Here is a 22032-nt window from a genome sequence, read left to right as displayed (position 1 = left end):
CCGACTTGCCGCGCGGGCAAGGCGAAGCCTCGCTTGTCGGCGATCGAACTGACGGAAGGATGCGCGCGATGACCCTCTTGCCGCAAGGATGGGCCGCCGATCCCGCATTCGAGGCGGGCTCGCGAGCCCTGGGAGAACTTGGGCTCTGCCACGCGCGACTGCAGGACGACGCGCGATATCCCTGGGTGGTGCTGATCCCGCGCCGGCTGGGCGCGCGCGAGCTCGAGGACCTCGACGCTGGCGACCGAAGCCTGCTGATGGAAGAGATCCTCGCCGCCGGCCGGGCGGTGCGGGCGCTGGGCGAGGCCGCCCGACGGCCCGTGGAGAAGCTGAACGTCGGCGCGCTGGGCAATGTGACGGCGCAACTGCACGTGCATGTGGTGGGGCGGCGAGCGGACGACGCGACCTGGCCAGGGCCGGTGTGGGGCGTCGGGACGGCTCAGCCTTACGCGGCGGCGGCCTTGCGTGAGGCGACGGCCGCCGCGGCGGCGGCCCTCGGGTTGTAGAAGCCCGCCCCTAGTTGCGGCGCAGGGTGACGCGGCGGGGACCGGCAGCGTCGAGAAGCTCGCCGGACCAGCGGCCGTCGACGCCGGGTGAGAGCGTGGCGACGGCGGCTTCGGCGCCAACGCGGGGACGGAAACGCAGGGTGAGCAGCGAGCCGTTGCGCTGGATATCCTCCAGGAAACCCGATCCACCGATCGCGCCGATCCGCTTCAGGTCGCGCCAGGCGCCTTCCAGCGGCCGGCCGTTCCGATCGACCAGCTCCATCGAATAGAGGTCGCCGCCGGGTTCGGCGGCGAGCGTCCAAGCGCCGTCAAGCGGTCCCTGCATCCCCTGAGCCGAGGCGAACGAGGCGCGCAGGCGCTGTTCGTAGGTGAGGTCGCGCTGGTTCGGCGGCGCCTCGGGCGAGCGGCCGACCTCGTCCACGTGGACCGGGCTGGTCACAGCGCGGCGGTAAGGCGCCGGCGGCGGCGCGGCGACAGGGGCGCTGGCGGGGACCTGTGGCGGGCGAGCGTACTGCAGGGGCGGCGGCGGTGCTGCGGTCGCTTCTTGAGCAGGCGCGACCGTTGGCGAGATGGCGACAGGCGCGACCGCTGGCGAGACGGCGACAGGCGCGGCGGGCGGCTGAGCCTCGACCTGGGCTGGCGCGGTGATGATCGGCGCCGGGGCGGCGGCCGGCTGGCTGGCTGCGGTCGGAGTGGCGGTGGTTTCGGGGAAGCTCTGCGGCGGCAGCGTCACGGGACCGGTCGGCGGGGCCGGAACCGGCGCCTCTGCGGGGGTCGCTGCGAGGTCGGCGATGGGGTCGCCAGGCGGCAGGGACTCGGCTTCATCCTCGTCCATCTCAGCCGGTCCGGCGGCGGGAGCCGATGTGGTCGGTGTTGGTGAAGACGGCGGCGGCGCGACCGCGATCGGCGCGGCGGCCTCCGGCGGCGACGCCGTCGGCGCCGTGGCCTGGGGCGCGTCCAACAGGTCGGAGATCGGATCCTGGGCCTGCGCGTCCGCGCGTCCGGGAACAATCGCCGCCGCGGCGGCGCAGAGCAGCAGCGCCGCGCCAAGGCGGCTCGAGTAGGTGCGCAGCAAGGTCATGCCCCGTTGGCGGCGATCGCCTCCGACACGGCGATCTGACGCCGCGCTTCTTCCAGATGCAAGCGCTCGACCATCCGCCCGTCGATGCGCAGTACGCCCTTGGCCACATTCTCGGGCGAGTCGAAGGCGGCGACCACCGTGCGCGCCCAGGCGACGTCGTCGGCGGACGGGGCGAAGGCGCGGTTGGCGGCGTCGATCTGGCGGGGATGGATCAGCGTCTTGCCGTCGAAGCCGAAGGCGGCCCCCTGCTCGCACTGGCGCGCCAGGCCGGCGTCGTCTTCCAGGCCATTGAACACGCCATCCAGCACGGCCAGGCCATGGGCGCGAGCGGCGGCGACGATCAGCGACAGCGGCGCCAGCAGGGACGCGCGCTCCACGTCCTGGCGGCAGCGCAGCTCCTTGGCGAGGTCGTTGGTCCCAGCGACCCAGACATCGAAGCGATGCTCACGAGCGACGGAGCCGATGGCGTCGAGGGCGAATAGCGCAGCGCAGGTCTCGATCATCGCCCACAGCCGCACGCCGGGCGCGGCTGCGCCGTAGGCCGCGACGTCGGCGGCGGAGGCGACCTTGGGGACCAGCACGGCGTCTGCGCCGGCGCCGCGCGCAGCGGCCAGGTCGTCGCGGCCCCAGGGCGTCTCCAGGCCGTTAACCCGCAGGACCACCTCTCGCGAGCCGAAGCCCCCGGCGCGGATCGCCTCCAACGCAAGCATGCGGGCCTCGGCCTTGGCGTCGGGCGCGACGGCGTCCTCCAGGTCGAGGATGACCACGTCGCACGGCAGGGTGCGGGCCTTGTCCACGGCGCGCGCATTGGAGGCGGGCATGTAGAGGACGCTGCGGCGGGGACGAGCGGCGGCGGGGATGACGGCCTCCTGAGACGTACTGACGGTTGCTGTATTCGGCGTCTTATCGCTTAGGATGGCGCCATGACCACTCGATACGATGAAGACGCCCGCAACGTGCTGGGCGGGGAGCTGGCGAGTTGCTCGATGCAGCCGTTGACCGGCTTCTTCCGGAACGGCTGCTGCGAGACGGGACCGCACGACACCGGCATCCACACGGTCTGCGCGGTGATGACGGCGCCGTTCCTGGAATACTCCAAGTCGGTGGGCAATGACCTGTCGACGCCGCGGCCCGAGCTGGGTTTCGAGGGGCTGAAGCCGGGCGATCGCTGGTGCCTGTGCGCGCCGCGCTGGAAGGAGGCCCTGGACGCCGGGGCCGCACCGATGCTGGTGCTGGATGCGACCCACGAGGAGACCTTGGCGATCGTCACGCTGGGCGTCCTGAAGGACTACGCGGTCAAGGCTTAGAGCGGATACTCGGCTTCCTGGCGGTAGACCGAGCCCTCGGCGGTGCGGTGGCTGGAATAGAGGCCGAAGCGGTCCAGCGCGAAGGCTTCGACGCTGAGCAGGTTGTTGGCCTGGATCCAGCGGGCGACCGCATCCGGATCAGGGCGGTTGAGATAGGCCAGCGTCACGTGAGGGCGCCAGACGCGGCGCTCCGGCTGCAGTCCGGCGCGGCGAGCGGCGCGCTCGCAGCGCTCGGCCAGCCGGCGCAGCGGCTCGGTTTCGATGACCGCGGCCCACACCGCGTGGATATCGCGACCCTCTCCGAACGCGCCGACGCCGCTCAACGCGACACCCACCGGCCCCGCGCCGGCCAGCGCCAGCTCGGCGTCCAGGTCGCGGGCCGCGTCCTCGCGCACGTCGCCGTAGAACCGCAATGTGACGTGCAGACTCTCGAGCGGCCGCCAGCGCGCGCGCTCGAGCCCGCTCTGGGCCTGGACCAGGCGTTCCCCGACCTCGGGCGGCACGGCGAGCGCAGAGAACAGTCGAAGCATCGGAGTCAAACTCGTGAATTCGTGTCCGTTTTGCAACGTCCGGAATGACGTAGTCGTCATGCCATACGGACTTGCGCATAACCTCTACGCTCACGATATTGAGAGAGCGTCCAATCGGGGACGTCTTTATCAAGGGCAATGCCTCAAATGAGCGACCTCAACCGCGGCTACGCGCGCACGATCCCAGCGGATCGCGCCGACATGTCGGTGGACGCAGGCCTGCGCAGCTTCATGCTCGGCGTCTACAACAAGGTGGCGCTGGGCCTCGTGCTCTCCGCCGCCCTGGCCTGGCTCACCGCCGACTTCGAGCCGGTCCGGCAGATGCTTTATGTTCTCACGCCCGAGGGACGCCTGGCGGGCTTCACGACTCTGGGCACCGTCATTCGCTTCGCGCCCCTCGTCATACTGATCGGCGCTATGTTCATGAAGAACCCGAGCCCCGCGGCTTCGGGGGCGATCTACTGGACGGTGGTTTCGGCGATCGGCGCTGGCCTCGGCGTCTGGCTGCTGGCTTACACCGGCGCCTCGGTGGCCTCTACCTTCCTGATCACCGCGATCGCGTTCGGCGCGCTGAGCCTGGTGGGCTACACCACCAAGAAGGACCTGACCGGTTTCGGCAGCTTCCTGATGATCGGCCTGATCGGGCTGATCGGCGCCTCGATCGTCAACATGTTCCTGCACAACGGCCCGATGGCCTTCATCATCAACGTCGCCGGCGTGCTGATCTTCGCGGGCCTGATCGCCTACGACACCCAGCGCCTGAAGATGACCTACTATGACCTGGGCGGCGACCAGGCGCGGATGAGCGTGGCGACCAACTACGGCGCGCTGAACCTGTACCTGAACTTCATCAACCTGTTCCAATTCCTGATGAGCCTGTTCGGCAGCCGCCGCTAAAAGGCGCGCGCCCTCGACACCCAAAGGTCGAGACTTCAGACTTCGCAGACCCCGGCGGGCGACCGCCGGGGTTTTTGTTTGCGGCGTATGCGGCGTGACGTCAGTCGATGACGCGGAAACGATCGCGATCGAAGAAGCGCAGGATCTGCTCCAGCTCGTGTCCGCGGCGCAGGATCATGCCGCCCTGGCCGACGAGGGCCCAGGCGCCCTGGCGGCGGGCTAGCGAGGGTCGCATCTCGAAGCGGTAGAGCGGCGCCTCCGCGGACCTGCGAAACACCGAGAACACCGCCACCTCCGGCAAACCGGCGATGCCGTAGTCGCGCCATTCGCCGGCCGCCACCATGCGGCCGTACAGGGAAAGCAGGCGCTCCAGCTCGCGGCGCTGGAAAAAGACGATCGCCTGGCGGGGGGCCGCGGGGGAAGCATCGGTTGCCATCGGCAGGCAGCCTAACGCCAAAGCTCGCTTCCTGGCGAGCCCCTCAAGCCGCAAGCGCCAAAATCGGCCGCCGCGAAATGACCTTATTTCGGTCCAGTCCGCGCCCGGTTAGGTCCCGATGTTGCGATGGTCGGTTGGTCGGAACCCTGTTGGTCCCGGATCCTGAACAGCCCCCCCCGCCCCCCTGGATCGCGGGCTTCGATCAGCCGACGCCTTATTCGAACGAGCCCCGCCAAAGGATCCGCACTCCAGTTTACCTTCCCAAAGGTCCGCCTTCCCAAGCGATCCCCAAAGTGTGTCATCCAAACGTTCAGCCCGCGCAGTTCTCCAGCTGCGCGGGTTTCGTTTTGTCTGGGGTGTGAGTTCGGCCGCATCCACACATGTCGCGGCGCCCCGAAGCCCCTCGGCTAGGTCTTCATTTTCACTGACGTCATCCTCAGGCTTCTCCCGAGGATGACGTTCGGAGAGATTGGCGCTGGCCTTTACGGCTTCGCTTCGAGCACGCCCAGGATCGCGCCGCCTTCGCCGGCCTGCAACAGCACGACGCTGGCGAGGTCCTTCTGCGGCGACTTGGGCAGGCGGTAGGCCGTGGGCCGGCCGCGCCAGGCGCCCAGGCGCACGGCCTGGCGCACGACATTGCGATGCGGAACCGTCTGGCCGCGGCTGTCGCCCTTGGTGACCTCGACGTCCTGTTCGCGGCGGTCGTAGCGGATCAGCCAGACTTCGCCGCCGCCGCGCGGCGCACGCCCCTGGCCCACGTCGACGCGGGCGCGACCGATGAAGCGCATATCCGGTGAATGCAGCGGGGCGGACGCCGCCTCGCGCAGCAGCTTGTCGATGCGCTCGGTCTGCTGGCCGCCAGCCTGGACGCGGCCGTCGATCACCACCTGGGGCGTATAGGGCTCGCGCAGGTCCAGCCTCTTCACATAGGCCTGCTGGCGCAGGGCGAACTCCGGCCGCGCGAAGCTGTCCGGCCAGCCCAGGTAGTCCCAGTAGTCGACGGAGAAGGTGAGCGGCAGGACGCCCGGCTTTTCGGCGAGCTTGCCCACATAGGCGTTCGCCGCCGCGCAGGAGGCGCAGCCCTGGGCGGTGTAGAGCTCGACCACCACAGGCGGTCTGGCCCAGGCCGCGGCCGGGGAGACCCCGAGCAGAAGCAGGAAAATCGCGGCCCTTCGCATTGCGCGGCACTTAACCGGAGTTGCGGAGGCTCTGCGTTTCAACAAGGTGTGACCGTGCGGAAAACGCCGCCCGGACCGCGCGAAGCGGTCCGGGCGCGCGGGTTGTTCGCTCTAGGCCGCGGCGTCGCGGGCGAGGTTGCGCAGCACGTAGTTCAGCACGCCGCCGTTCTTGAAGTACTCAAGCTCGGTAGGCGTATCGATCCGGCAGCGGACCGGGATACGGGCGATGTAGCCGGTCGACGGGCGGTAGAGCTCGATAATCAGCTGCTTGCGCGGCGCGAGCTCGGTCAGGCCACGGATGCTGACGATCTCCTCGCCAGTCAGGTTGAGCTTGTGCCAGCCTTCCTGCAGGAACTGCAGCGGCAGTACGCCCATGCCGACCAGGTTCGAGCGGTGGATGCGCTCGAAGCTCTCGGCGATCACCGCGCGCACGCCCAGCAGCTTGGTGCCCTTGGCCGCCCAGTCGCGGGACGAGCCAGTGCCGTATTCCTTGCCGGCGAACACCACCTGCGGGCGGCCTTCGCTCTGGTAGCGCATGGCCGCGTCGTAGATCGACATCACTTCGCCGGAGGGGAAGTGCTTGGTCATGCCGCCCTCGATCTCGGGCACGATCTTGTTGCGGATGCGGATGTTGGCGAAGGTGCCGCGCATCATCACCTCGTGGTTGCCGCGACGCGCGCCATAGGAGTTGAACTCCGACTGCGGCACCTGGTGGTCCCTGAGGTAGACCCCGGCCGGCGAGGTCAACTTGATCGAGCCGGCGGGGCTGATGTGATCGGTGGTGATGGAATCGCCGAACACGCCCAGGATGCGGCCCTCGATGATGTCGGTGACCGGTTCAGGCTCCATCTTCATGTCCTGGAAATAAGGCGGGTTCTGAACGTAGGTGGAACCCATCTCCCAGGCGTAGGTCTGGCCGCCGGCGACCTTGATCGCCTGCCAGCTCTTGTCGCCCTTGAACACATCGCCGTAGCGGGCGGCGAACATCTTGCCGGTGACGTGCTTGCGCTGGAGGGCCGCCACCTCTTCGCTGGTCGGCCAGATGTCGCGCAGGTAGACGGGCTTGCCGTCCTTGCCTTCGCCGAGCGGCTCGGTGGTCAGGTCGATCTGCATCGAGCCGGCCAGGGCGTAGGCCACCACCAGCGGCGGCGAGGCCAGGTAGTTGGCGCGCACGTCCGGGTTCACCCGGCCTTCGAAGTTGCGATTGCCGGACAGCACGCTGACGGCGACCAGGTCACCCTTCTGCACGGCGTCGGAGATCGGTTCCGGCAGCGGGCCGGAGTTGCCGATGCAGGTGGTGCAGCCGTAGCCGACCAGGTTGAAGCCCAGGGCGTCTAGCGACTTGGTCAGGCCCGCGCTCTTCAGATAGTCGGTGACCACCAGGGTGCCGGGGGCGAGCGAGGTCTTCACCCACGGCTTCACGGTCAGGCCCTTCTCGACCGCCTTCTTGGCGACCAGGCCGGCGGCGATCAGCACGCTGGGGTTGGAGGTGTTGGTGCACGACGTGATCGCGGCGATCACCACGTCGCCGTGGCCGACGTCATAGGTCTCGCCTTCGACGGCGACGCGGGCTGAGCCGGTCTCCGGCTTGCCGAACTCTCGCGACAGCGCCAGCTTGAACTCCTGGGCGGCCTCGGAGGTGACCACGCGGTCCTGCGGGCGCTTGGGGCCGGCCAACGAGGGCAGCACCGAAGCCAGGTCCAGTTCCAGCGCGTCGGTGAACACCGGGTCCGCGTCGCCCGGCTCGTGCCACATGCCCTGCTCGCGGGCGTAGGCCTCGACCAGCGCGACGCGCTCGGCGTCGCGGTTGGTGGCGGTGAGATAGTCGATGGTCTGACGGGTGACCGGGAAGAAGCCGCAGGTCGCGCCGTATTCCGGGGCCATGTTGGCGATCGTCGCCTGGTCTTCCAGGGTCAGGTGCGCCAGGCCCGGGCCGTAGAATTCGACGAACTTGCCGACCACGCCCTTCTTGCGGAGCATCTGGGTTACGGTGAGCACCAGGTCGGTGGCGGTGGCGCCTTCCGGCAGGGCGCCGACCAGGCGGAAGCCGATCACCTCGGGGATCAGCATCGGGATCGGCTGGCCCAGCATGGCCGCCTCGGCCTCGATGCCGCCGACGCCCCAGCCCAGCACGGACAGGCCGTTGATCATGGTGGTGTGGCTGTCGGTGCCGACGACGGTGTCGGGATAGGCCAGCGTCGCACCCGATTCGTCACCGGTCCACACGGTCTGGGCGAGGTACTCGAGGTTCACCTGGTGGCAGATGCCGGTGCCGGGGGGCACCACGCGGAAGTTGTTGAACGCCGAGGAGCCCCAGCGGAGGAAGCGGTAGCGCTCAATGTTGCGCTCGTATTCGCGCTCGACGTTGCCGCCGAAAGCCTTGGCGGTGCCGAAGAAGTCGACCATCACCGAGTGGTCGATGACCAGGTCGACCGGGTTCAGCGGGTTGATCTTCTCCGGGTCGGCGCCCAGGTGGGTCATGGCGTCGCGCATGGCGGCCAGGTCGACCACCGCCGGCACGCCGGTGAAGTCCTGCATCAGCACGCGCGCCGGGCGGAAGCTGATCTCGTGCTGCACCGCGCCGCGGTTCTCGACCCAGGCGGCCAGCGCCCTGAGGTCGTCCGGGCCGACGGACATGCCGTCTTCGTTGCGCAGCAGGTTCTCGAGCAGAACCTTCATCGACACCGGCAGGGTCGAAACACCGGCGAGGCCAGCGGCTTCCGCCGCGCGCAAGCTGTAGTAGACATAGGTCTTGTCGCCCACCGTGAGTTCACGGCGGGTCTGCAGGCTGTCAATCGACGCCATCTGTAGGAATCTCCCTCTGCTTTCGACCGCTCACCCATCGTCGAGGGCGCCGCGCGCTAAAAGCGGACACACAGCGTTCGCTCATGCGCGGCGTTCGCCCTGCGAGGCGGTGACGGCCGGCCGCTTCATAGACCTCTCAGTAGGGCGCGTCCATTCAACGGGCCGCGGCTTTTGAGCCAGCTTGGCCTGAGCCTGGAGAAGCTGTCGCTTCGGCGTGGCGGACGCCTGTTGTTCGAGCAGGTGGAGCTTAAACTTGCGCCCGGCGAGGCCGCCACCCTGACCGGGCGTAACGGGGCCGGCAAAACCAGTCTGCTGCGTGCGGTGGCGGGATTGGTTGCTGTGGAGGAAGGCCGCATCGGCTTCGGCGCGGTGGAGCCGGCGCAGGCGCGCGCCGAGATGATCCACCTGGTCGGGCACCTGGACGGGCTGAAGCCCGGCCGCACGGCGCGCGAGGAACTGGGCTTCTGGTCGTTGTGGTGCGGCACGGGCGCAACCAGCGCCGCGCACGCCGCCGACGCCATGGGCCTTGCCGGGCTTCTCGACCTGGAGGTGCGTCGGCTCTCGGCAGGCCAGCGGCGCAGGCTGGCGCTGGCGAGATTGCTGGCGGCGCCCCGACCGATCTGGCTGCTGGACGAGCCGCTGAGCCCGCTCGACGCAGAGTGGCGCGCACGCTTCGGCGAGGTGATGGCCCAGCACCTGACCGGCGGCGGCATCATACTGGCGGCGGTCCACGATCCCCTGCCGATCCCGGCGCGCGAGCTGGAGCTGGGCGCATGAGCCGCGCCGGGGCGCTGCTGGCGCGCGAGATCGCGCTCGCCTGGGGACGCGGCGGCGGCGCGCTGGTGGCGGCGGGCTTCTACGCCGGGACCGCGACCCTGCTGCCGCTGGCGATCGGACCCGAAGCCGAGCGGTTGGCGGCGATCGCGCCCGGCGCGGCGTGGGTGGCGCTGGCGCTCGCCGCACTGCTGTCGCTGGAGCGGATGTTCGAGCGCGACTACGAGGACGGGGCTCTGGACCTGCTGATGCTGGCACCGACGCCGCTGGAGCTGGTCTGCGCGATCAAGTGCCTGGGGCAGTGGATCGCCACCGGCGCGCCGCTGGCTTTGTTGGCGCCGATCGCGGCCATCGCGCTGGGGGCGCCGCCGGCGATGGCGCCGCTGGTGTTCGCCTGCGCGCTGGTGGGCGGGCTGGCGTTCGCCTTCCTGGGCGGTGTCGGCGCGGCGCTGAGCCTGGGAGCAAGGCGCGGCGGCCTGCTGACCGCGGTGATCGTGCTGCCGCTGTATGCGCCGCCGGTGATCTTCGGCGGCGGAGCGATGGACGCCTTCTCAGGCGGCCTGCCGTGGGGGGCAGGGTTTGCGCTGCTCGGCGGCTACGCGGCGGCGGCCGTGGCGCTGGGACCGCTGGCGATGGCCGCGGCCTGCCGCAACGCGTTGTCCTAGCGCACCGACGTCCAGGGCTTGGACAGCAGGCTGGCGCAGTTGATCAGGCCGACCAGGGAGTAGGTCTGGGGGTAGTTGCCCCACAGCTCGCCGCCGTCCAGGGCGATATCCTCCGACAGCAGGCCGGCGGCGGTGCGCCGCTGCAGCATCTCTTCGAACAAGGTCCGCGCCTCCTCGGTGCGGCCCGAAAGGTGCAGAGCCTCGATCAGCCAGAAGGTGCAGATGTTGAAAGCGGTCTTCGGCTCACCGAAGTCGTCGGGGGTGGCGTAGCGCAGCATGTAGTGGCCGCGGCGCAGGCCGTGTTCCACCGCGTCCATGGTGGCGCGCATGCGCGGGTCGGCCGGCTCGGCGAAGCGGATGTCGACGAGCTGCAGCAGGCTCGCGTCGAGCTGGTCGCCGCCAAAGGTCGCGGAATAGCGCCCGGCGGTCTCGCTCCAGGCGCGCTCCTCGATCACCGCGCGGACCTTGGCGGCGCGGCCGTTCCAGAAGTCGGCGCGGTCGCCGAGGCCCAGCTTCGCCGCGGCGTTGCCCAGCCGGTCGCACGCCGCCCAGCACATGGCGGCGGAATAGGTGTGCACCGCCTCGCGGCCGCGGAATTCCCAGAGGCTGGCGTCCGGCTTGTCGTGCAGCTCCCAGGCGCGTTCGCCGACGGGTTCCAGCGCGCGGAAGTCGTCCGCCGTCGCCGGGCGCAACAGGCGTTCGTCGAAGAAGGCCTGGACGGTCGACAGGATAATCTGGCCATAGACGTCGTGCTGCAGGTGCTCGTGCGCCTGGTTGCCGATCCGCACCGGGCCCATGCCGCGGTAGCCCGGCAGATGCTGGGCCATGCGCTCGGTGAGCGCCGGCTCCAGGCCGACGCCGTAGACCGGCTGGACGTGGCCGCCCCGCGCCTGATCGACCAGGTTGCGCAGGTAGCTGAGATAGTTCTCCAGCATGTCGGCGGCGCCCAGACGGTTCAGAGCCTGGACCACATAGTAGGCGTCGCGGAGCCAGCAGTAGCGGTAGTCCCAGTTGCGTCCAGACTCCGCGTGTTCGGGGATGGAGGTCGTCAGGGCGGCGACGATCGCGCCGGTCTCTTCGTAGGCGCAGAGTTTCAGGGTGATCGCCGAGCGGATCACCGCCTCTTGCCATTCCAGCGGCACGTAGAGCGTGCGCACCCAGCCGCGCCAGTACTCGGCGGTCTCCTGCAACATGCGCTCGGCGGTGATCGCCAGCGCGGCGTCGAAGCCCTCGTCAGGGCCCAGGAACATGGTGATCGGCTCTTCGAGCCGGAACGTCCGTTCCATCTCGATGTGCGAGACCGGCGCGTCGGTGGTCAGCCGCAGCGTCATCTCGCCGCCGGTGTAGCGCAGGTGGTTGGAGCCCACGGTGATCTCGGCCGGCGCCGCGCCCCAGCCGGCCATGGGGCGCATGCGGATGCGCACACGCGGCGCGCCCGACAGCGGCCTGATCAGGCGGATGAAGGCCAGCGGCCGATAGACCCGGCCGAACTGGCGATACCGCGGCGCGAAATCGATGATCTCCAGCTTCGCGCCACGGGCATCGGTGATCTCGGTGCGCACGATCGGCGTGTTGCGCAGATAGGCTTGAGTGATCTCGGCTGTGTCCTCGACGTCCACAGCCCAAAGGCCGCGGGCGCTTGATCCCTCGGGATCTCGGTCGTCCAGCAGGGCGCAGAAGAAGGGGTCGCCATCGACGCGGGGCGCGCAGGACCAGACGAATCGCCCGGCGCGGTCGATCAGCGCGCTGGCCGCGCAATTTCCGATCGGAAACAGATCGAGGTTCTGGATCACGCGAGCGCCTTTCGCAGGGGTCGAATGGGTTTCGCCCCCGCATTCGTGCCGCACGGGGTGAACGTCCTTTGCTATGCTTTGATCCGCAGGGCTGGACCAGCGCGGGTGCGAGGTGCAGGCCAGGCGTCTCGCCACAAGATGGATGATCGCCCTTGATCCGACCCCGCCGCGCCCGAATCGTAGCCACCCTCGGTCCCGCCTCGAGCGGCCGCGTCGCCGAACTGGCCCGGGCCGGGGCGGACGTTTTCCGGGTCAATTTCAGTCACGGCGCGCACGCCGCCCATGCCGAGACGATCGCCGAGGTCCGCCGGGCCGAGGGCGAGGTCGGGCGCCCGCTGGCTGTGCTGGCCGACCTGCAGGGTCCGAAGCTCCGGCTGGGCGTGTTCAAGGGCGGCGAGGCGGCGATCAAGGTCGGCGGCAAGCTTCGCCTGGACCTGGACGCCGCGCCAGGCGACGCCAAGCGCGTGGGCATTCCGCATCCCGAGATCTTCGCCGCGCTGAAGAAGGGCGCATCGGTGCTGCTGGACGACGGGCGGGTGCGGTTGCGGGTGAACAGGCACGGCGCCGATTTCGCTGACACCGTGGTCGAGGCGGGGGAACGGCTGTCGGACCACAAGGGCGTCAACCTGCCAGGCCTGACGATCCCGATCCCGGCGTTGACCGACAAGGACCGCGCGGATCTGGCGTTCGCCCTGGGGGTCGGCGTCGACTGGGTGGCGCTGTCGTTCGTGCAGCGGGCCGCGGACATGGCCGAACTGCGCAAGCTGGTGGACGGGCGCGCGGGCGTGCTGGCCAAGATCGAGAAGCCGGCGGCGCTGGAGCAGCTCGACGAAATCCTCGACCTTTGCCAGGCGATCATGGTGGCGCGCGGCGACCTGGGGGTGGAGCTCGCGCCCGAGGAGGTGCCGGTGGTGCAGAAGGCGTTGGTCCGCGCCGCCCGCCTGCGCGGCCTGCCGGTGATCGTCGCCACCCAGATGCTGGAGTCCATGGTGTCCGCGCCGACGCCGACGCGAGCCGAGGCCTCCGACGTGGCCGGGGCGGTCTATGAGGGCGCCGACGCCCTGATGCTGTCGGCGGAGAGCGCGGTGGGCGCCTATCCGCTGGAAGCCGTGGCGATGATGGACCGGGTGATCACCCGGGTGGAGCGCGACGCGCGCTGGCCCGAGCTGATGCGCGCGGAATATCCGGTGGACGACGCCGACGCCGACGCTTTGGTGGCAGCGGCGGGTCGCGCCGCGGAAGCCGCCTCGACCGCCTGCCTGGTCACCTTCACCACAAGCGGCCAGACGGCGCTGCGGATGTCGCGGGAGCGGCCGCTGCAGCCGATCCTGGCGCTGACGCCGAACCTGGCGACGGCACGACGGCTTGCGTTGGTCTGGGGGCTGGAGACGCGGGTCGTGCCCGAGCTGACCGACCCGGAGGAGCTCGCCCGCGTCGCCGTGCAGCAAGCGGTGGCGGCGGGGCTCGCGCAGCCGGGTCAGCGCGTGCTGATCCTGGCTGGCTTGCCGATGGGATCGGCAGGCGCCGCGAACATCCTGCGGTTCGCGCATGCGCCGCTGAAATGAGCGTTTCGCCGGCCGCTGTCGATCAGGGCGCCGGCGGACGCGACCCGCGAGCCGTTCCGGGCGTTACTGCGGCATGATCGAACGTTTCACCAGCGCCGACGCGGTCGGTGAGGCCGCCGCGCGCGCCGTCGCGACACGGCTGGCCGACGGACTGGCGCAGCGCGGACGGGCCAGCCTGGTGGCCACCGGCGGCCGGGCGCCGGGGCCGGTCTACGACCATCTGCAGGACGCCAAGCTGGACTGGGCGCGGGTGGTGACGACCTTGTCGGACGAGCGCTGCGTCGCCGGGGAGTCCGAAGACAGCAACGCGCACTTGCTGCACGCGCGGCTGCTGCGCGGCGCAACGGCCCGTTCGGCGTTCTTGCCGCTGTGGCGCGACGACGCCCGGCCGCCGGAGCTGGAGCCGGCGATACGCGCGTTGGCGCCCTTCGACGCGGTGCTGCTGGGCATGGGCGAGGACGGCCACATCGCCTCGTTGATCCCCGGCATGCCAGGGCTGGCGCAAGCTCTGGATCTGCGTAGCGAGCAGCTCGTGGTGGACGTTCCCGCAGGGTTGGGGTCACCGCCTGTGGCGCGGATCAGCCTGACGCTGGCGGCGTTGTCGCAGGCGCGGCTGGTCCTGCTCTTGATCGCGGGCGAGACGAAGCGTCAGGTTGTCGAGCAGGCGCGCGAGGGCGGCGATCTGCCGGTCGCGGTGCTGCTGGCTCAGGACCGGGCGCCGGTGCGGATCCTGTGGTCGCCGAGACATGAAGAACGCCGCTCCGGCGACGTGAAGGCCGACATCAAACAGGCGCGAGGTTCGTGATCATGCATCCGGTCGTCGAAGAGGTGACTAACCGCATCGTCGAGCGCAGCCGCGACCTGCGCGACGACTACCTGGGGCGCATGGAGGCGGCCATCGCCCAGGGACGGGCGCGGGGCAAGCTGTCATGCGCCAACTGGGCCCACGCCTTCGCCGCCTCGCCCGGAAGCGATAAGGTCCGGATGCGAGATCCCAACGCGCCGAACGTGGCGATCGTCTCGGCCTACAACGACATGCTCTCGGCCCACCAGCCGTTCGAGCGCTACCCCGACCTGATCCGCGCCGCGGCGCATGAGGCGGGCGCGACAGCGCAGTTCGCCGGCGGGGTGCCGGCCATGTGCGACGGCGTCACCCAGGGGCGGCCAGGGATGGAGCTGTCGCTGTTCTCCCGCGACGTGATCGCCATGTCGACGGCGGTGGCGCTGACCCACGACGCGTTCGACGCGGCGCTGATGCTGGGGGTCTGCGACAAGATCGTGCCCGGCCTGACCATCGGGGCGCTGTCGTTCGGGCACCTGCCGGTGATCTTCGTGCCGGCGGGGCCGATGACCTCGGGCCTCTCCAACGCCGAGAAGGCGCGGGTGCGCGGCCTCTACGCCCAGGGCAAGGCGACGCGCGAGGAGCTGCTGGACTCCGAGATGAAGTCCTACCACGGACCCGGAACCTGCACCTTCTATGGCACCGCCAATTCCAACCAGATGATCATGGAGATGATGGGCCTGCACCTGCCGGGCGCGGCGTTCGTCACGCCGAACACGCCGTTGCGCGACGCCCTGACTGCGGCGGCGCCCAAGCGGGCGGTGGAGATCGCTCACGGGACCAACGACTACACGCCGATGTCGGCGGTGGTGGGGGCCAAGAGCATCGTCAACGCCATGGCCGGTCTGCTGGCCACCGGCGGGTCGACCAACCACACCTTGCACCTGGTGGCGATGGCGCGAGCGGCGGGCGTGCGGATCAACTGGCAGGACTTCGACGACCTTAGCCGTGTGACGCCGCTGATCGCCAAGGTCTATCCGAACGGCAGCGAGGACGTGAACGCCTTCCATGCGGCCGGCGGCATGGCGTTCGTGGTGCGCCAGCTTCTGGATGCGGGTCTGGCGCACGACGACGTCTCGACAGTGGCGGGACACGGCCTGCGGCGCTATCAGGCCGAGCCGTTCCTGGACGACGGGCGGCTGGTGTGGCGTGAGGGGACGAGCGTGAGCCTGAACAAGGACCTGCTGCGGCCGGTCGACGACCCGTTCCAGAGCGAGGGCGGCATGCGGCTTTTGACCGGCGGCCTCGGCCGCGCGGTGATCAAGACATCAGCGGTGAAGGACGAGCACCTGATCATCGAAGCGCCGGCCATTGTGTTCGAGGATCAAGAGGCTCTGCTGGCGGCGCACGCGCGCGGCGAGCTGAACCGCGACTTCGTCGCCGTGGTGCGGTTCCAGGGCCCGAAAGCCAACGGCATGCCGGAGTTGCACAGCCTGACACCTGTCTTGGGCGTGCTCCTCGACAAGGGATTCAAGGTGGCGCTGGTCACCGACGGGCGCATGTCGGGCGCGTCGGGGAAAGTGCCGGCGGCGATCCACGTGACGCCCGAGGCCGCCAACGGCGGGGCGCTGGCCTATGTGCGCGACGGCGACATGATCCTTCTGAACGCCCACGCCGGCGTGCTGGAGATCAAGGTGGAGGCCTCGGAGCTTCGCGCCCGGCAGGCCGCAACCGCGCCGCCGTCCGGGCCCGGCTACGGCCGCGAGATGTTCGCCTGGATGCGGCGCAGCGCCGATGCGGCGGAGGCCGGCGCCTCGGTTCTGTTCGAGGCCGCCGCGTGAAGGGCGCGATGCGCGGCCTGGTCGGCGACGTGGGCGGCACCAATGCGCGCTTCGCCCTGGTCGACCAGGAAGGCCACATCCGCTTTCCACGCATCTTCCCGGCGAAGGAATACGCCTCGCTGACCGACATCATCGCCGAGTACCTGGAGACCACCGCCGGGCGGAAGCGACCGCCGCGCGCGGCGATCGCGGTGGCCGGTCCCGTGGTCGACGGCGAGATCGAGTTCACCAACCTGCACTGGCGGCTTTCGGAGGTCGATCTGGTGGCGGCCTTCGAGTTCGAGGAGGTCAGCCTGATCAACGACTTCGCCGCCCAGGCGCTCGCCGCCCCGCGCATGGGCGTCGACGACCTGCGGGTGATCGGGCCGAAGCTCCGCGGATCCGAAGGTTGCCCGATGGTGGTGATGGGCGCCGGCACTGGGTTCGGCGTCGCCGGCCTGGCGCGCTCCTCACGGGGCGACGTTGCGCTGGCGACCGAGGGCGGGCACGCTGGCTTCTCCCCCTATGACGACCTGGAGGTCGAAGTCTGGCGCAGGCTGAAGGCCAAGCACGGCCGGGTTTCGAACGAACGATTGCTGTCCGGCCAGGGTCTGTTCGACCTGCATGTAGCGATGCGCGACATGGAAGGCGTGAACAGCGAGGCTACTGACGAGAAGCAGGTGTTCGAGATGGCCCAGGCCGGCGACCGGCTGGCGCTGGCGACGCTCGAGCGGTTCTGCGCGATCATGGGGTCTGTGGCTGGCGACCTGGCGCTGACCTATGGCGCACGCGGCGGGGTCTACATCAGCGGCGGCATCGCACCTCGCATGCCGGAGCAACTGGCGGCCGGCGCGTTCCGGGCGCGGTTCGAGGACAAGGGGCGGCTGTCGGACTACGTCAGCGCCATTCCCACCTCGCTGATCCTGCATCCCTACCCGGCCCTGGTCGGCGCGGCGCGTGAACTGGCGCAGCTGGAGAGCGTACGCATATGACCATCGACGAGATCATGCGGCTGGCGCCGGTCATTCCGGTGCTGATCATCGAGGACGAGGCCGACGCCGTGCCGCTGGGCCGCGCACTGGTCGCGGGCGGCCTGCCGGTGCTGGAAGTCACCCTGCGCACGCCGGCGGGCCTGGCCTGCATCCGCCGCATGGCCGCCGAGGTCGAAGGCGCGGTGGTGGGCGCCGGCACGGTGACGACGCGGGCGCTGCGCCAGGCCGTGGCCGACGCGGGCGCGCGGTTCGCGGTGAGCCCGGGGCTGATCGAGGGCGAGAAGGCCGACGGCCCGACGCCGCTGTTGCCGGGGATCGCCACCGCGACGGAGCTGATGGCGGGGTTCGCCGCGGGCTTCGAGCGCTTCAAGCTATTCCCCGCCAACGTCGCCGGCGGGATGGACGCGATCAAGGCGTTCCAGAGCCCCTTCCCCGACGCCCGGTTCTGCCCGACCGGCGGGGTGAGCATGAAGAACGCCCCCGACTATCTGGCGCTGCCCAATGTCGCCTGCGTCGGCGGCACCTGGATCGCCTCGGTTGAGGCGGTTCGCGCCCGCGACTGGGACGGCGTCACCGCCCGCGCTCGCGAAGCCGCGGGCCTGGCGAAAGCTCAGGCCGCGGCGAGCCGGTAGCCGATCCCCGGCGTCGAGATCAGGCGTTCGACGCCGATCTTCCGCCGAAGCTGGGCGATGTAGACGCGCAGGTACTGGATGTCCGCAGCCGGATCGCCCCACACCGCCGCCAGCAACTGGCGATGGGCCACAGGCCTGTCCAGATTGAGCGCCAGTTCGGCCAGCAGGTCGTACTCCTTCGGCGAAAGCTGCAGCGCCTCGCCCGCACGGGTGACCGCCCGACGACCGAAATCGATCTCCAGGTCGCCGGCCCGCACGACTGGCTCGGACCCTCGCTGCTGCACCGCATGGCGCAGGCCGGCTCGCAGGCGGGCCAGCAGTTCGTCCACGCCGAACGGTTTCTGGACATAGTCGTCGGCGCCCAGGTCCAGGGCCTCGACCTTCACCGCCTGCGCGTCGCGGGCCGAGAGCACGACGATCGGCGTCTGGCCACGGGCGCGGATCTCGCGGATCACCGACAGGCCGTCGCGGTCCGGCAGGCCCAGGTCCAGCAGCACCAGATCGGGCGCATAGTGGGCGAACCAGCGCAGGCCCTCGGCGGCGGTATGGGCCGCGATGGGGCGATGGCCGGCGGCCTTCAGGGTCTGGAACAGAGCGGCGTTGAGACTGGCGTCGTCCTCGACGATCAGCACGGTGGCCGGGTCGGAGGCCTCGCTCACGCCACGACCAGATGCGGCGCCAGCGGCAGGATCAGGCGTACGCAGGCGCCGGGCGCGTCGTCGCGGTCGGCGGCTTCGACCCGTCCGCCCTGGGCCTCGGCGAAGCCGCGGGCGATAGACAGGCCAAGCCCCGTGCCCGGCGCTCGGCCGTCGCCCTGAACCCCGCGGGCGAACTTCTCGAACAGAGGCTCGGCCGACCCGTGGAATCCCGGTCCCTGATCCGTGACCTCGAACACGCCCGCCCCGTCCTCGGCGAAGAAGCGGATGCGGACCTGCGAGCCGGGGGGCGCATACTTGCCGGCGTTCTCCAGGATGTTGGCCAGCGCGGTCTCGCTCAGGGCCGGATCGACCAGCAGCGCCGGCGCATCGACCGCCACCTCTTCGATCACCGTGTGGCCCGAGAGCGCCGTAGCGGCGTGGCGCCGCGCCACGGTGGCGATGGTCACGGGCAGGGCGGCGGAAGGCGTGACCGCCACGGCGCCGGCCTCCAGCCGGCTCATGTCCAGCAGGTTGGCGACCAGGCCGCTCAGCCGCTCGGTCTCGACGATGGCAAGCCGCAACAGCTCCGCACGCGTCTGCGCGTCGTGGACGTCGGCGAACCGCACCAGGCTCTGCAGGGTGATCAGGATGGTGGAGAGCGGCGTCTTCAGGTCGTGCGAGACGGCGGCCAGCAGGTCCGCTTTGAGTCTCTGACCGGCGGCGGCGACCCGGCCGTCGAGCACTTCCGCGGCATAGGCCTCGCGGGCCAGCGCTACGGACAGGTAAGCGCCCACCGTCTCCATCAACCCTTGAGGATCAGACGGGCGATCCGCCGCCGCGCCGGAGCGGCCGACGCCCAGCACCGCGCGCCAGCGGCCGTGGTCGGCCACGGGCCAGAAGTCGAACGCCGAGCGGTCGATCGGATAGGCGCCGGCATGCGACGGCAGGCGGGCCGCGAGCGCCCAGCCAGCGGCCTCCAGGTCAGCGTCGGACAAGACCGCGCCGCCCGCGCTCGCCTGACTGGCCAGGACGCCGTCCTGTTCCAGCAGCACCACGCAGGGTGCGCGGAAGGCGCGGGCCAGCGCCTGGGCGGCGGCCTCGGCGACGGCGGCGCGATCGGGCGCGCCGACCAGCGCGTGGGCGAAGGCCTGCAGCGCCTGGGCCTGATCGGCACGTCGCCAGGCGTCCACGGCGCGGGCGCGGGCCAGAGCGGCGACCCCACTGACGATGGCCGCAACCACCAGCAGCAGGCCGAGGGCCCAGACATTCGCCGGATCGTCGACGCGGAACGATCCGCGCGGCGCGATCAGGAAGAAGTTGAACGCCGCCATGCCGGCCACCGCGGCGAACAGCGCCGGCCCCCAACCGAACGCCGCGGCGGCGACCACCACCGGCAGCACGAAGATCAGCGACAGGTTCGACGCCCCGGCCACCTGGTCGACGATCAACGCGCCGAGGATAGCCGCGGCCACCATGGCCGCGCTCAGGCCATAGGCGGCGACAGGCGGAACGACACGCGTCGGGCGGGCGGGCGTCTCCGGGAACGCATCGGTGTCGGGCATATGCACTTCGCCTCCTGATGCAGAAGAGGCCCCGCACAGCGGCGGTTGCAAGGCGAACCAACCCTCCCCGCCTCACAACCACATGGGATCTTTATGTCGAGTAGCGCGACAGAGGCGGTTCCCTACGTCTGAACAGGATGCCTCCATGGCCGCCATCGACGCCGTTGACACGGCGCCTGCCTCCCACGCCAAGCGCGGGGCCTTCCTGGCCTTGGCGCTCGGGTCGGCGGGCGTGGTCTATGGGGATATCGGCACCAGCCCGCTCTACGCGTTCAAGGAATCGATCGCCCACCTGCGCGCGACCGATGGCGCGTTGGCTTCGGCCGACATCATCGGCGTCGTCTCGCTGATGTTCTGGACCCTGATGCTGATCGTCACGGTCAAGTATGTTCTGGTGCTGATGCGCTTCGACAATCGCGGCGAAGGCGGCATCCTGGCGTTGATGGCGCTGGTCCAGCGGGTCGGCGGACGCGGGGCTATGGGCATCGCGGCGATCGGGATGCTGGGCGCCGGCCTGTTCTTCGGAGATGCGATCCTCACCCCGGCGATCTCGGTGCTGTCGGCGGTGGAAGGGCTGTCGGTGATCGACGTGCTTCAGGGGCGGCTGGACGCCTTCATCGTCCCCATCGCAGTGGTGCTGCTGATCGGGCTGTTCGCCGTGCAGAAGCACGGCACCGGCGGGGTCGGACGCTGGTTCGGGCCGGTCTGCGCGGTGTGGTTCGCGGTGATCGCAATCCTCGGTCTGGCCCAGATCGTCCAGGCGCCGCAAGTCCTGCACGCCCTGAATCCCACCACCGGGCTGGCGCTCTTCGCCGCCCATCCAGTCCTGGCGCCGGCGGTCATGGGGTCGGTGTTCCTGACGGTCACCGGCGCCGAGGCGCTCTACGCCGACATGGGCCATTTCGGCCGCAAGCCCATACAGGCGGCGTGGCTCGGCCTGGTGTTCCCCAGCCTGACGCTGAACTACCTGGGCCAAGGGGCTCTGGTTTTGCGCGACGCCAAGGCGGCGGCCAGCCCGTTCTTCCTGATGGCCCCGGAATGGTTCCAGGCGCCCCTGGTGCTGCTGGCCACGGCGGCGACGGTGATCGCCAGCCAGGCGGTGATCTCCGGCGCCTTCTCGCTGACTCGCCAGGCGGTGCAGCTGGGGCTGTTGCCGCGCATGACCCTGATCTCGACCTCGCAGGACCACGCCGGCCAGATCTATGCGCCGCAGGTCAACTGGATCCTGGCGTTCGGGGTCGCCGCCCTGGTGCTGGGCTTCGGGTCGTCCAGCGCCCTGGCGTCCGCCTATGGCATCGCCGTGGTCGGCGCGATGATGACCTCGACGGTGCTGGCCGTGATCGCCGTGCATCGTCTGCACAAGCGGCCGCTGTGGCTGGCCGCAGCGCTGTTCGCACCGTTCCTGGTGGTGGAAACGGGTTTCACCGCCGCCAATCTGCTGAAGGTGGCGCACGGCGGATATGTGCCGCTGGCGATAGCCGGGGCGATGATCGTGGTGATTTGGACCTGGATGCGTGGGGCGCGGCGGCTGGCGGCGCGGGAGCCGCACGTGCCGCTGGACGACGTCGTGGCCATGCTGAGCGAGCGACCGCCGATGCGCGCCAAGGGCACCGCGGTGTTCCTGACCACCGAGCCGGGCTCGGCGCCCGCTGCGCTGATGCACAACCTGAAGCACAACCAGGTGCTGCACGAACAGGTGGTGCTGCTGACCGTGCGCATGGTGCGCCGGCCCAGCGTCGCCGACGACGAGCGAGTCGAGGTGAACGACATCGCTCCGGGGTTCAAGGCGATGACCCTGCGCTTCGGCTTCATGGAACAGCCCAACGTCGCCCGCGGCCTGTCGCTGGCGCGCGCGCAGGGCCTGAAGTTCGACATCATGCGGACGTCGTTCTTCCTCAGCCGGCGCACGCTGATCGCCCGCGCCCAGCCAGGGCTTGGCCGGTTGGGCGACCTGCTGTTCATGTTCCTGTCGCGCAACGCCGCGCGCACCGCCGACTTCTTCCAGATCCCGCCGTCGCGGGTGGTCGAGCTGGGGGCCCAGGTGACGCTCTAGCCCGACCGGGCGCGTCG

General features: G+C 70.2%; 20 protein-coding genes. 11 read left to right on the top strand and 9 right to left on the bottom strand.

All coding sequences use genetic code 11. The features are described from left to right. Window positions 1-68: 68 nt before the first annotated feature. Complete coding sequence (locus tag Q8R27_RS01385) at window positions 69-506, top strand: HIT domain-containing protein (RefSeq protein ID WP_305697326.1); 438 nt, start codon at window positions 69-71, stop codon at window positions 504-506. Between the two features lie 10 nt (window positions 507-516). Here the strand turns inward: Q8R27_RS01385 and Q8R27_RS01380 are convergent, their stop codons facing one another. Both Q8R27_RS01380 and Q8R27_RS01375 read right to left on the bottom strand, forming a co-directional pair. Then, complete coding sequence (locus Q8R27_RS01380) at window positions 517-1581, bottom strand: hypothetical protein (protein ID WP_305697325.1); 1065 nt, start codon at window positions 1579-1581, stop codon at window positions 517-519. Between the two features lie 2 nt (window positions 1582-1583). Further along, window positions 1584-2447, bottom strand: coding sequence for a CoA ester lyase (locus Q8R27_RS01375; RefSeq protein WP_305697331.1), 864 nt, complete (start codon window positions 2445-2447; stop codon window positions 1584-1586). A gap of 63 nt (window positions 2448-2510) precedes the next feature. Here Q8R27_RS01375 and Q8R27_RS01370 point away from each other — a divergent pair, with 63 nt between their 5' ends. Then, window positions 2511-2894 (top strand): DUF2237 family protein, encoded by a 384-nt coding sequence (locus Q8R27_RS01370; RefSeq protein WP_305697324.1) that lies wholly within the window; start codon window positions 2511-2513, stop codon window positions 2892-2894. Here the strand turns inward: Q8R27_RS01370 and thpR are convergent. Next, complete coding sequence (gene thpR, locus Q8R27_RS01365) at window positions 2891-3424, bottom strand: RNA 2',3'-cyclic phosphodiesterase (protein ID WP_305697323.1); 534 nt, start codon at window positions 3422-3424, stop codon at window positions 2891-2893. The two genes, Q8R27_RS01370 and thpR, sit on opposite strands and share 4 nt — an antisense overlap. A 147-nt stretch (window positions 3425-3571) precedes the next feature. On the opposite strand from thpR, the gene Q8R27_RS01360 reads away from it, so the two are divergent. After that, window positions 3572-4321, top strand: coding sequence for a Bax inhibitor-1/YccA family protein (locus Q8R27_RS01360; protein WP_305697322.1), 750 nt, complete (start codon window positions 3572-3574; stop codon window positions 4319-4321). Between the two features lie 100 nt (window positions 4322-4421). Here the strand turns inward: Q8R27_RS01360 and Q8R27_RS01355 are convergent, their stop codons facing one another. The 3 genes from Q8R27_RS01355 to acnA all read right to left on the bottom strand — a co-directional run bounded on the left by Q8R27_RS01355 (window position 4422) and on the right by acnA (window position 8740). After that, entirely contained in the window at window positions 4422-4757 is a 336-nt protein-coding gene (locus tag Q8R27_RS01355) for a DUF2794 domain-containing protein (RefSeq protein ID WP_305697321.1), read from the bottom strand. 482 nt (window positions 4758-5239) lie between these two features. Then, window positions 5240-5935, bottom strand: a complete 696-nt coding sequence (locus tag Q8R27_RS01350) for a thioredoxin family protein (RefSeq protein ID WP_305697320.1) — start codon at window positions 5933-5935, stop codon at window positions 5240-5242. Window positions 5936-6046: 111 nt separating this feature from the next. Continuing rightward, window positions 6047-8740: an aconitate hydratase AcnA gene (gene acnA, locus Q8R27_RS01345; RefSeq protein ID WP_305697319.1), complete on the bottom strand. Its 2694-nt coding sequence runs from the start codon at window positions 8738-8740 to the stop codon at window positions 6047-6049. 171 nt (window positions 8741-8911) lie between these two features. Between acnA and ccmA the strand changes: the two genes are divergently transcribed. Together ccmA and ccmB are read left to right on the top strand one after the other, a co-directional pair. Further along, the gene (ccmA, locus tag Q8R27_RS01340; protein WP_305697318.1) at window positions 8912-9517 is read left to right on the top strand and encodes a heme ABC exporter ATP-binding protein CcmA; all 606 of its coding nucleotides are present in this window, start codon (window positions 8912-8914) and stop codon (window positions 9515-9517) included. Continuing rightward, window positions 9514-10179, top strand: a complete 666-nt coding sequence (gene ccmB, locus Q8R27_RS01335) for a heme exporter protein CcmB (RefSeq protein ID WP_305697317.1) — start codon at window positions 9514-9516, stop codon at window positions 10177-10179. Before ccmA ends, ccmB begins: the two co-directional genes overlap by 4 nt. Here the strand turns inward: ccmB and Q8R27_RS01330 are convergent. Continuing rightward, on the bottom strand, window positions 10176-11972 hold the full coding sequence (locus Q8R27_RS01330; protein ID WP_305697316.1) for a glycoside hydrolase family 15 protein: 1797 nt from the start codon (window positions 11970-11972) through the stop codon (window positions 10176-10178). The genes ccmB and Q8R27_RS01330 overlap by 4 nt on opposite strands. Window positions 11973-12124: 152 nt before the next feature. Between Q8R27_RS01330 and pyk the strand changes: the two genes are divergently transcribed. From pyk to eda, 5 genes are all read left to right on the top strand, one after another. Next, window positions 12125-13537, top strand: coding sequence for a pyruvate kinase (gene pyk / locus Q8R27_RS01325; RefSeq protein ID WP_305697315.1), 1413 nt, complete (start codon window positions 12125-12127; stop codon window positions 13535-13537). A 73-nt stretch (window positions 13538-13610) separates the two neighbouring features. Beyond that, entirely contained in the window at window positions 13611-14342 is a 732-nt protein-coding gene (gene pgl, locus Q8R27_RS01320) for a 6-phosphogluconolactonase (protein WP_305697314.1), read from the top strand. Window positions 14343-14344: 2 nt separating this feature from the next. Further along, complete coding sequence (gene edd / locus Q8R27_RS01315; RefSeq protein ID WP_371134630.1) at window positions 14345-16159, top strand: phosphogluconate dehydratase; 1815 nt, start codon at window positions 14345-14347, stop codon at window positions 16157-16159. 8 nt (window positions 16160-16167) lie between these two features. Next, complete coding sequence (glk, locus tag Q8R27_RS01310; RefSeq protein WP_305697312.1) at window positions 16168-17130, top strand: glucokinase; 963 nt, start codon at window positions 16168-16170, stop codon at window positions 17128-17130. After that, complete coding sequence (gene eda, locus Q8R27_RS01305; RefSeq protein WP_305697311.1) at window positions 17127-17762, top strand: bifunctional 4-hydroxy-2-oxoglutarate aldolase/2-dehydro-3-deoxy-phosphogluconate aldolase; 636 nt, start codon at window positions 17127-17129, stop codon at window positions 17760-17762. Before glk ends, eda begins: the two co-directional genes overlap by 4 nt. Here eda and Q8R27_RS01300 read toward each other — a convergent pair. Together Q8R27_RS01300 and Q8R27_RS01295 are read right to left on the bottom strand one after the other, a co-directional pair. Continuing rightward, window positions 17741-18421 carry a response regulator transcription factor gene (locus tag Q8R27_RS01300; protein WP_305697310.1) on the bottom strand — a complete coding sequence of 227 codons (681 nt, stop codon included), beginning with the start codon at window positions 18419-18421 and terminating at the stop codon, window positions 17741-17743. The genes eda and Q8R27_RS01300 overlap by 22 nt on opposite strands. Then, complete coding sequence (locus Q8R27_RS01295; protein ID WP_305697309.1) at window positions 18418-19962, bottom strand: DUF4118 domain-containing protein; 1545 nt, start codon at window positions 19960-19962, stop codon at window positions 18418-18420. Before Q8R27_RS01295 ends, Q8R27_RS01300 begins: the two co-directional genes overlap by 4 nt. 145 nt (window positions 19963-20107) lie before the next feature. Between Q8R27_RS01295 and Q8R27_RS01290 the strand changes: the two genes are divergently transcribed. Then, window positions 20108-22015, top strand: coding sequence for a potassium transporter Kup (locus Q8R27_RS01290; protein WP_305697308.1), 1908 nt, complete (start codon window positions 20108-20110; stop codon window positions 22013-22015). Window positions 22016-22032: the final 17 nt, after the last annotated feature.

It is taken from the genome of Phenylobacterium sp., assembly GCF_030697305.1.
Classification (GTDB): Bacteria; Pseudomonadota; Alphaproteobacteria; order Caulobacterales; family Caulobacteraceae; genus Phenylobacterium.
Note: the sequence above shows the minus strand (reverse complement) of the source record. Positions and strands in the feature narration are given on the sequence as shown.